This is a genomic window from Xenophilus azovorans DSM 13620 (genome assembly GCF_000745855.1).
In the GTDB taxonomy this organism is placed as follows: domain Bacteria; phylum Pseudomonadota; class Gammaproteobacteria; order Burkholderiales; family Burkholderiaceae_C; genus Xenophilus; species Xenophilus azovorans.
In genome coordinates this window covers 117094-127120 of record NZ_JQKD01000016.1, presented here as the reverse complement: position 1 = coordinate 127120, position 10027 = coordinate 117094, and the positions used below count along the sequence as shown (strand labels likewise).

At 73.4% G+C, this 10027-nt stretch carries 9 protein-coding genes; 3 read left to right on the top strand and 6 right to left on the bottom strand.

The features are described 5' to 3' along the window. The 3 genes from Q392_RS10785 to Q392_RS10775 all read right to left on the bottom strand — a co-directional run. Positions 1-1256 (bottom strand): sulfatase family protein (locus tag Q392_RS10785; RefSeq protein WP_038206245.1); only part of this gene is annotated, 1256 nt, incomplete at its 3' end. Beyond that, a complete protein-coding gene (locus Q392_RS10780; RefSeq protein ID WP_038206243.1) occupies positions 1253-2212 on the bottom strand; it encodes a Bug family tripartite tricarboxylate transporter substrate binding protein in 960 nt (319 codons plus the stop codon). The genes Q392_RS10785 and Q392_RS10780, both read right to left, overlap by 4 nt. Positions 2213-2226: 14 nt before the next feature. Next, complete coding sequence (locus tag Q392_RS10775; protein WP_038206240.1) at positions 2227-3213, bottom strand: Bug family tripartite tricarboxylate transporter substrate binding protein; 987 nt, start codon at positions 3211-3213, stop codon at positions 2227-2229. A gap of 107 nt (positions 3214-3320) precedes the next feature. On the opposite strand from Q392_RS10775, the gene Q392_RS10770 reads away from it, so the two are divergent. Then, positions 3321-3818, top strand: a complete 498-nt coding sequence (locus Q392_RS10770; RefSeq protein WP_038206236.1) for a MarR family winged helix-turn-helix transcriptional regulator — start codon at positions 3321-3323, stop codon at positions 3816-3818. Positions 3819-3830: 12 nt separating this feature from the next. Here Q392_RS10770 and Q392_RS10765 read toward each other — a convergent pair whose 3' ends face one another. From Q392_RS10765 to Q392_RS10755, 3 genes are all read right to left on the bottom strand, one after another. After that, positions 3831-4913 (bottom strand): mechanosensitive ion channel family protein, encoded by a 1083-nt coding sequence (locus Q392_RS10765; RefSeq protein ID WP_038206228.1) that lies wholly within the window; start codon positions 4911-4913, stop codon positions 3831-3833. A gap of 88 nt (positions 4914-5001) precedes the next feature. After that, the gene (locus Q392_RS10760) at positions 5002-7284 is read right to left on the bottom strand and encodes an FUSC family protein (protein WP_245610692.1); all 2283 of its coding nucleotides are present in this window, start codon (positions 7282-7284) and stop codon (positions 5002-5004) included. Continuing rightward, positions 7281-8315, bottom strand: coding sequence for an inositol monophosphatase family protein (locus Q392_RS10755; protein ID WP_038206225.1), 1035 nt, complete (start codon positions 8313-8315; stop codon positions 7281-7283). Before Q392_RS10755 ends, Q392_RS10760 begins: the two co-directional genes overlap by 4 nt. Before the next feature lie 137 nt (positions 8316-8452). Between Q392_RS10755 and Q392_RS10750 the strand changes: the two genes are divergently transcribed. Together Q392_RS10750 and Q392_RS10745 are read left to right on the top strand one after the other, a co-directional pair. Then, positions 8453-8938, top strand: a complete 486-nt coding sequence (locus Q392_RS10750; protein WP_038206222.1) for a sigma-70 family RNA polymerase sigma factor — start codon at positions 8453-8455, stop codon at positions 8936-8938. Between the two features lie 5 nt (positions 8939-8943). Then, positions 8944-9903: a FecR domain-containing protein gene (locus tag Q392_RS10745; protein ID WP_038206220.1), complete on the top strand. Its 960-nt coding sequence runs from the start codon at positions 8944-8946 to the stop codon at positions 9901-9903. Positions 9904-10027 lie beyond the last annotated feature (124 nt).

Below are 10027 nucleotides of genomic sequence, written 5' to 3'. Positions count from 1 at the left end.
GGCATGGTGTCGTTCCACGCCTCCCAGGCTTGGCGCATGGCCGCCAGCCGCCCGGGCTCCTTCCTGGCCTGGTTGGCCCGCTCGCGCTCGTCGGCCTCGATGTCGAACAGGTAGTCGTTGCCGTCCACCCGCAGGTACTTCCAGCGCCCCTGGCGCAGCGCCCGCTGGCCCCGGTGGTTCATGCGCCAGTGCAGGTCCCGCTCGAAGCCGCCTTGCGCCGGATCGCGCAGCACCCCCAGCAGCGACACCCCGTCCAGCGGGTACTCCGGATGCGCCGCCACCCCGGCCGCCTCCAGCATCGTGGCCGACCAGTCCATCGTCATGCACAGTTGATTGCTTTCGCCGCCCGCCTGGATCGCCGCCGGCCAGTGCGCGATCCACGGCACCCGGATGCCCCCTTCGGTGAGGTCCATCTTGCCGCCCACCAGCGGCCAGTTGTCCGAGAAGCGCTCGCCGCCGTTGTCGCTGGTGAACACGATCAGCGTGTTGTCCAGCTGGCCGTTCTTCTGCAGCGCCTGCACCAGCCAGCCGATGCCCTCGTCCATGTGGTGGATCATGCGCCGGTAGGTGTCCACGTTGCCGCCGGCCAGGTCGAACAGGTTGTCCTTGACCACGGCAGCGCGGCCGGCGTCCTCGCGCGTCTCCCAGGGCCAGTGCGGGGCGGTGTAGTGCAGGCTCAGGAAGAAGGGATCGTTGCCTTGGGCCATGCGATCGACGTAGTCCACGGCGCGGCGCGAGAGCAGGTCGGTGAGGTAGCCCTCGTGCTGCTTTTCCTCTTCGCCGAACCACAGGTCGTGGCGCCCGGCGGAGTCGCAGTGCGTCCAGTAGTCCACGCCGCCGGACAGGGGGCCGAAGAACTCCTGGTAGCCCGAGCGCAGGGGGCCGAAGGCGGGCGGGTAGCCCAGGTGCCACTTGCCGACGAGGGCGGTGCGGTAGCCGGCGTCCCGAAGCAGCGAGGGCAGGGTGGGATGCTCCGGGGGCAGGCCCAGGGTGGTGCTGCCGCGGCTCTTGCTATTGATGGGTTCCTCGGCGGCGCCGCGCAGGCGGTACTGGTAGCGGGCGGTGATCAGGCCGAAGCGGGTGGGCGAGCACACGGGCGAGTTCGAATAGCCCTGGGTGAAGCGGATGCCGCGCGCGGCCAGGCGGTCGAGCACGGGGGAGACGGGGCCGAAGGAGGCTTCGCGCCCGCCGTAGCAGCCCAGGTCGGCGTAGCCCAGGTCGTCGGCAACGATGAAGATGAGGTTCGGACGATTCATGGCTGGTACCCGGAGGTCTTGACGACGGGCGCCCACTGCGCGCGATAGGCCTTGAGCATGGCCTCGGTCTGGGCGCGTGTGCTGGCCACCGGCATCATCTTCGCGTCGGTGAACTTGCGCTGCGTCTCAGGCTCGCGCATGACGGCCTCGATCTCCCTGGCGAGGCGATCGACCTTTTCCGCGGGCATCGAGGCCGGCGCGAAGAAGGCGTTCCAGCCGAGGGCCGAGAGGTCGAGCCCGGCCTCCTTGAAGGTCGGCACGTCGGGCGCGAAGGCCGAGCGCTTCGTGCCCGACATCGCGAGGATGCGCGCCTTGCCCGCCTCGTGCTGCGGCAGCAGCACGTCGAAGGTGTCGACCGCGATCGGCAACTGGCCGCCGATCAGGTCGGTCATCACCGCGGCCGAGCCGCGGTAGCCGACCACCTCGGTGGGCACCTGCGCCTTCTGGCCCAGCATCAGCGCGAAGAAGTGCGGCAGGCTGCCAGTGGCGGGCACGCCGACGTTGGCCTTGGTGGGGTTGGCGCGCATCCAGGCCAGCAGGTGGGGCAGCTCCTTCACCGGCACGGCACCGGAGACCACGACGCCGAACTCGTAGTCGTTGACGTGCGAGACGGCGTGGAAGTCGCGCTCCGGGTCGTAGCCGCTGTCCTTGAAGACCAGCGGCGCCACCACCATCACGGCGGGGTTGGCGACCATCAGCACGTTCTGGCCCGCGGGCGTGGCCTTGACCTGCTGCGCCGCGAGCCGCCCGCCGGCGCCCGGCTTGTTCTCCACCACCACCGGTACGCCCAGCTTCTGCGTCAGGCGGTCGCCGACGAGGCGCGCCACCCGGTCGGTGGCGCCGCCCGGCGCGTAGCCGACCACGATGCGCAGCGGGCCGTCCAGCGGCTGGGCGGAGGCGGCGGCCGCGAGCAGGGCCGCGCCGATCAGGGTGACGAGTCGGGAAAGGGCTTTCATGCGTGGCGTCCTGTTCAATCGTTGGCCTGGAAGTTGACGGCCTTCATGATCGCGCTCCAGCGCGCCGTGTCCTCGCGCATGGTCTTCAGCAGCGCCTGCGCGTCGTCGGCAGCGGGGTACATGCCGTTGGCCAGCAGCTGCTGGCGCACCTCGCGCGTGTTCACGGCACGCATGAGTTCGGCGCGCAGCTTCTCGACCACGTCCTTCGGCGTCTTCAGCGGCGCGTAGTAGGCGAACCAGGCGGTGGCCACCACGTCCTTGTAGCCGGCCTCGACGAAGCAGGGCAGGTCGGGCATGAGCGGCGAGCGCTTCTCGCCGCTGGTGGCCAGCACCTTCACGCGGCCGCCGGGGCGCATCTGCAGCGCGCCGCCGACGGTGTCGAAGTAGACCGGCACCTGGCCGCCCATCACGTCCTGCCGCGCCGGGGTGGAGCCGCGGTAGGGAACGTGCACCATCTTCAGCCCGGCCGCGCGGTTGAGCATCTCGCCCAGGAAGTGCGAGGGCGTGCCGGCGCCGTAGGAGCCGAAGCTCAGCGCATCGCCCTGCGCCTTGGCCCAGGCGATGAACTCGGCCAGGTTGTTCGCGGGCACCGACTGGTGCACCACCAGCGCCAGCTCGAAGCGGGCGGCGTTGATGAGGGGCTGGAAGTCCCGGATCGGGTCGTAGCTCAGGTTGCGGTAGGCGCTGGGGAACATGGTCATCATGCTGGCCGTGCCCAGCAGCAGCGTGTGGCCGTCGGGCGCGGCGTTCTTCACCGCCTCCACCGCGATGCGCCCGGCGGCACCGGAGCGGTTGTCGATGACGACCGGGCCGAGCGAATCGCGCACCTGCTGGGCGATGGCGCGGGTCAGCACGTCCTGGGTGCCGCCGGCGGGCACGCCGATCAGCACCTTGACCGGCTGGCCGGGCGTGAAGGCATGGGCCGGGGCGAAGGGGGCGGTGCAGGCCAGGCCTGCGAGGGCGGCCAGCGCGTCGCGGCGGCGCAGGGCGAGAGCGTTCATGGGTGTCTCCAGCGTAGGGGCGTTCGTCCGGGCGGTCCCGGGAGCATCCGGCATTCTGGAAGTCCCACAATCGATTGTTCTAATCAACTGTCTTCCGTGTTAACCCCATGTCCACACCTGCGCCGCCGCCACTGGACGGGCTGCTGCTCTACCGCATCAGCCGGCTGCTGTCGGTGGCCGGCAGCATGGTCATCCGGCTGTGCGAGGGCCGCTTCGGCATCACGCGGCGCGAGTGGCGGCTGATCGCCACGCTCGCCAACCGGGGGGCGCTGAGTTCGTCGCAGCTTGCGGAGCAGGCGCGCCTGGACCGGGCGCGCACCTCCAAGGCGATCGGCTCGCTGGTGGCCAAGCGGCTGGTCTCGCGCACCCAGCCGGGCTGCGACCGGCGGCAGGTGCTGCTCGACCTCACGGCCGAGGGGCGCGCGCTGCACGGCGAGCTGTTCCCGCTGGTCTCGCAGATCAACGCGCAACTGCTGGCGGTGCTCGACGGCGAGGCGGCGCGCGGCCTGGACGCGTCGCTGGCGGCGCTGCAGGCGCGCGCCGAGGCGATGGTCGCGCAGGCCGAGCTGCCCAAGGCGGACCGGGCGCGGCGCACCCGCGCGTAGCCGGCCTTCGCGTCAGGCCGCGGCAGCGGTGGCCGGCGGCGCCGTGCCGGCGTCCTTCTCGCCCTCGATGCGCAGGCGCGGCAGGTGCTGCGGGTGTTCGCGCTGCATGTAGTCGATCAGCCCCTCGCGCACGCGGCAGCGCAGGTCCCAGGCCTGGCCCGAGCTGGCGGCGGTGCACAGCACGCGGATCTGCATGGTGCGCTCGGTGGCGTCGGTCACCACCAGGTTGAAGAAGCGGCCGTCCCACTCGGGCGCCGCCTTCACCACGCGCTCCAGCGCGGCGCGCAGCGGCGCCAGCGGCATGCCGTAGTCGACGTGGAAGTACACCGAGCCCAGCAGCTGCGCGCTGTTGCGCGTCCAGTTCTGGAAGGTGTTCTCGATGAAGTAGTTCAGCGGGATGATCAGCCGCCGCTCGTCCCAGATGCGCAGCACGACATAGGTGCCGGTGATCTCCTCCACGCGGCCCCACTCGCCGTCGACGATCAGCACGTCGTCGATGCGGATGGGCTGCGTCAGCGCGATCTGCAGCCCGGCGATGAGGTTGCTGAACACCGGCTTGGCCGCCAGGCCGCCGACGATGCCGATCACGCCGGCCGAGGCCAGCAGGCTGGCACCCACCTGCCGCGCGCCGGGGAAGGTCATCAGCATCATCGCCGCGCCGATGATGCCCACGATGATCATCGTGGTGCGCGCGATCACGCGGGTCTGCGTGTGGATGCGGCGGGCGTTCATGTTGTCGGCCACGTCCACCGGATGGGCGGCGATCAGCCCGTCGGCGAAGCCGCGGATCACGCTCACCACCAGCCAGGTGGCGCAGGCGATGAGCGCCAGGCCGTTGAGGTGCCGCACGCGGCCGATGAAGTGCAGGTCGTCCGGCGCGGCCTGCCACACCGCCTGCAGCGCCAGCAGCGGCAGCACGAAGGCGGCGGCGGCCCGGGCCGTGCGCACGGCCGACTGCAGCGCCGGCATGGGCCGGGTGACGCGCACCAGCACCGCCTGCGCGATGCGGTGGGCGATGCCGGCGGCGACGATGGCGATCAGGGCGGCGACCCAGGTGTGGAACCAGGGGTGGTCGAGCAGGGTGTTCAGGGTCATCGGATGGAAGTCCTCCAGGGAATCGGCCGCATGGCGCGGCGGTGGGAAAGCCGCCGCCGGCGCTCGGCGGCCGGGGCGGTGCGGGGAATCAGGCGGCCGTGCCGGGGCGGGCCGGGGGCGAGGGCGAATCGGGCAGCCCGCTGGCCGTGTGCTGCAGGATGCGGGCCGCGTCGTCGCGCAGTTGGCCGGCCAGGCCGACGGCCAGGTCCAGCCGGCGCAGCAGCCAGGGGGTGATGTCGTTGTCGAAGGGATCGAGCAGCGGCACCGGGCCGGCCGCCAGCGAGGCCGGCGCTGTGTCGTCCTGCAGGGCCTGGCCGGTCTGTTGCGCGGCGCTGCCGATGGCCGCCTCGATGTGCGTGGCGGCGCGCGCCAGCGGGCCCTCGATGGCCTCGCGCTGCAGGCGGTCCTGGCGCAGCAGCAGCATCGACTTGACCGCCGACAGTTGCGCCAGCAACTGGTAGCAGTGGGCCTGCAGGCGCTGCAGGTATTCCAGCGGCGGCTGCACGGCGCGCGGCTCCGACAGCGCGCGCTGCGTGGCCTGCACCAGCGCCGAGAGCGCGTCGAAGGCCTCGCGCCGGGCCAGCCGCCAGTCCAGCTCGGGCCGGCTGTCGACCGCGTGCTGCTGGCCCAGCGCCAGCGCCAGCCGTGCGTGGCGCGACTGCGCCGCCAGCGTGCGCCGCACCAGGGCCGGCAGCTGGGTGCGCTCCCACGAGGGCAGCACGTAGCAGAAGGCCCAGGCCAGGCCGGCGCCGATCAGCGTGTCGCCGATGCGCTCGAACAGGGCGAAGGTGGGGCTGGCGCCGGCGAACAGCATGTGCGCCTGCACCAGCCCGAGCACCGTGGCGCCGACGGCGGTGACGGTGTAGTTGCGCACCGCCATGCCGTGCGCGATGGCCTGCGCGAAGCTCATCACCAGCAGCAGTTCGCCGGCGCCGGGGTGCGAGGCCAGCAGCGCGACCGCGAGCACGCAGCCGGCCAGCGTGCCGGCCACGCGCTGGTTGCGCCGCTCCAGCGTCTGCGCCAGGCTGCCGCGCAGCACCACCACGATGGTCAGCAGGATCCAGTAGTCGTGCGAGCCCCAGGGCATCGCCAGCGCGACGAGGTAGCCCGCGCCCAGCGCCAGCGCCGCGCGGATGGCATGGCGCAGCGGCGGCGCGTCCCAGCGCCACAGCGCCAGGAAGGGCGCCAGCGACCAGTCGGTGGGGCTGACGAACAGCCGCCAGTGGGCGCGCACGATGGCCAGGTCGGGCGCGGCGTCGCCGCGCGCCAGGGCCGCCAGGCGCACCGTCTCGTCGTTCAGGTGGCCCAGGCGGTTGGCCAGGCCGCGCGCCAGCATGGCGGGGGAGGGGCCGGCGGTGGGCGCGGCGGCCTCGTGCGTCTCCTCGGCGTGGCCGGCGCGGATGGCGCCGAGCTGGGCGCGGCGGTCGGGGATGGGCGCCGGCGTGCGGAAGGCCAGCATCGCGTCGGCCAGGTCCTCCACGTCCTGCGCCATGGCCTCGAACAGCTCGCGCAGGGCGGCCAGCACCGGCGCCTGGCGCGGGTGGCTGCGCAGCGTCTCCAGGTCCAGCTCGCTGGCCAGCAGGTGGTCGCGCATCTCCAGCACCGTCAGCAGCATGCCGGCCAGGCGCTGGCGGCGCGGCGTGCGCAGCGACTCGAAGACCAGGTCGCGCGTGGCCTGCTGCTGGTCGGCCAGCGCGGCCTGCTGCCGCAGCAACAGGCCCAGCAGGGGGCGGGCCACCTCGCGCACGTCGCTGGACTCGTCGCGCGCGGTGAACTGCCGCGCCTCGGTGCGCATCAGCGCCGCCAGCGCCAGCAGCAGCTCGGCCATCGCCTGCACGCGGTAGCGCGCGTTGAGAGCCAGGTTCATCAGCGTGGCGTAGACCACGTACAGCGCCGCGCCCAGCGCCGCGTGCCAGCTGCGCTGCAGCGCCTCGTGCCAGTCGGCCGGGGCGGGCGTCGCCATGGAGAACACCATCGCCAGCATCACCACGATGGCGATGCCGATGCCGCGCTTGCCCCAGGCCATCGCCAGGAAGGCGAGGAAGGTGGCCGGCACCAGCAGCAGGCCCAGCCGCCACGGCGCGTGGTGCAGCAACTGCACCGCGAAGAACAGGGGCACGCCCAGCAGCGGCGCCGGCAGCAGCTGGCGCAGCTTGCCGCGGCGCGGCCAGGGGCGGTCGGGCGGGCTGGCGATGATGACGCCGGTGGCGGCCGAGGCCGCGGCGGCCGCGCCCAGCCAGAGGTGCACGCCGCCGGAGATCAGGAACAGCCCGAGCGCCACCGACAGCCCGCAGGCCAGGTCGGTGCCCAGCAGCAGGCGCAGCGCCGCGCGCGTGCGCTGCGAGGCGGTGCGGCGGGCGCCCTCGATCACTCGGCGCCGGGCTCCTGCGTGTCGCCGGCGGGGCGGGGCGCGCGGATCAGGCGGCGCGCGGGGCGCTGCGGCTCGGCGGGGGCGGCCGGCGCTTCTGCCTCGGCGGCGGACGCCTCCTCGCGCAGCCCGACGGTGGATCGGGCGTAGACGTCCGCGCCGCCGCCCTGGCGGGACGGATCGACCGCGCGCATGCGCTCGGTGGCGGCGAGCTTGTCGTCGACGCCGGCGAACTTGCTGTACTTGCCCAGCAGCGGCACGAGTTGGCCGTAGATGCGCGGGTTGCCGGCCAGGCACTCGCGCTGCTCGAGGAAGTCCGCCTCGCCCGCGAAGTTGCCGATCAGGCCGCCTGCTTCCGTCACCAGCAACGAGCCGGCCGCCACGTCCCAGATGTTCAGGCCGGTCTCGAAGAAGGCGTCGGCGTGGCCGGCGGCCACGTAGGCCAGGTCCAGCGCGGCGGCGCCGGGGCGGCGCAGGCCGGCGGCGCGCGGCATCAGGTCGGCCATGATGGCCAGGTACTGCTTGAAGTTGTCGCCGGTGCGGAAGGGGAAGCCGGTGGAGATCAGCGACTCCGAGAGCCGCGTGCGCTTGCTCACCCGGATGCGCCGGTCGTTGACGAAGGCGCCGCGCCCGCGCGAGGCGGTGAACAGGTCGTTGCGCGTCGGGTCGTAGACCACCGCCTGCTCGATGCGTCCGCGCACCGCGAGCGCGATCGACACGCAGTAGAACGGGAAGCCGTGGATGAAGTTGGTGGTGCCGTCCAGCGGGTCGATGATCCAGACGTGGTCGGCGTTCTTCGCGCCGTGCTCGCGGCCGGATTCCTCGGCCAGGATGCCGTGGCCGGGGTAGGCGGACAGCAGCGTCTCGATGACCGCCGCCTCGCTCGCGTGGTCCACCTCGGTCACGAAGTCGTTCACCTGCTTCTGCGAGACGCGCACGGCCTCGACGTCGAGCGCGGCGCGGTTGATGAGCGCGCCGGCGGCGCGTGCGGCCTTGATGGCCACGTTGAGCATGGGGTGCAGGTTGGACGACATGGGTTGTGCGAGGAACGAAGCAGCCGGGAGAGCCGGGCCGGGCGCGCACGGCGATGCGTGCGAAACCCCGGGATTCTACCGACGCCGCGGTCTCATGGCATATAGAATGAGAACAATTCCCATTTGCTACAAACTCCGTGCAGGCTCTCTACGAGGCGCACCACGGTTGGCTGGAGAACTGGCTACGCCGGCACATCGGCTGCGCGCACCAGGCCGCCGACCTGTCGCATGACACCTTCGAGCAGCTGCTGCGCGCCGAGCGCGGCGGCCGCCAGGTGCCGCTGCGCGAGCCGCGGGCCTACCTGACGGTGGTGGCGCGCCGGGTGCTGTACGAGTTCTGGCGCCGGCGCGACCTGGAGCGGGCCTGGCTGGAGGCCCTGGCCGCGCAGCCGGAGGAGGTGGCGCCTTCCGCCGAGGACCGCGTCGCGGTGCTGCAGGCGCTGCAGCGGCTGGACGCCGTGCTCGGCCGCCTGCCGCTGCGCACGCGGCAGGTGTTCATGCTGAACCAGCTCGAGGACCTGGGCTACCGCGAGATCGGCGAGCGCCTGGGCATGCCCGTCATCAGTGTGCGCCGTGCCATGGCGCGCGCCATCGCCGCCTGCTGCGCGGCGGCCGGGGCGTGAGGGTCATGGGTCGCCGCGCCGCTGCCGCCCCGAGCCTGCGCGACGTCGCCATCGGCTGGATGGTGACGCTGCACTCGGGCGAAGCCGGCGCCGCCGACCGGGAGCGCCACCGGGCCTGGCTGCAGGCCGACGCGCGCCACCGGCAGGCCTGGGCCGAGGTCGAGCAGGGCGTGCGCCGTGCGGTCGCGCCCGTCAAGGCGGATGCCGCCGCGCGCCGGGCCGCACTGGCGTTGCCGGGCCGGCGCCGTGCGCTCGGCGGGGTGCTGGCGCTGGCCGGCGTTGGCACCGCCGCGGGCTGGCTGGCATACCGCCACGGGCCGGCCGGCGCCTGGCTGGCCGATCTGCGCACCGGCATCGGAGAGCGCCGCGAATTCGCGCTGGAGGACGGCAGCCGCCTGCTGCTCAATGCCGGCTCGGCGGTGGACGTGCGCTTCGGCGCGGCGGAGCGGCTGGTCCTCCTGCGCGCCGGCGCGCTGGTGGCCACGGCCGAGCCCGATGCCGCGCGGCCCTTCGTCGTGCGCACGGCCGAAGGCGAGGTGCGCGCCGATGCGGCGCGCCTCCTGGTGCGGCAGGAAGAGGCGTGGACCCTGGCCGGGGCCCTGGCGCGCCAGGCGCAGGTGCGCACGTGTGCCGGCCGCGAGCGCCGGCTGCAGGAAGGCGAGGCGGTGCGTTTCGACGCGGCCGCCGTCGCCGACGTGCCCGGCCCGGCCGCGGGCCTGGCCGCCTGGGGCCGCGGCATGCTGGTGGCCGACGACCTGCCGCTGGGCGAGGTGGTGGCGCAGCTGCGTCCCTACCGTGCGGGCTTCATCCGCGTCTCCCGGCGCGCCGCCTCGCTGCGGGTGCTGGGCGCCTTCGCGCTCGACGACCCGGAGCGCGTGCTCGACTCGCTGGCCCAGACGCTGCCGATCCGGCTGGCGCGCTACGGCGGCTGGCTCACCGCGATCAGCGCGCGGGACGAGGCATGAGGCGGCGCGGCGCGAGGGGCGGTACGGACGGGCGCTGCGGCGCCTTGCGGCCTGCGGCGCGAGCCGCCGTCCGCCGCGCGGGTGATCACTTTCGGGTGCGTCGTTGCACAGATGGCTTGAGAGC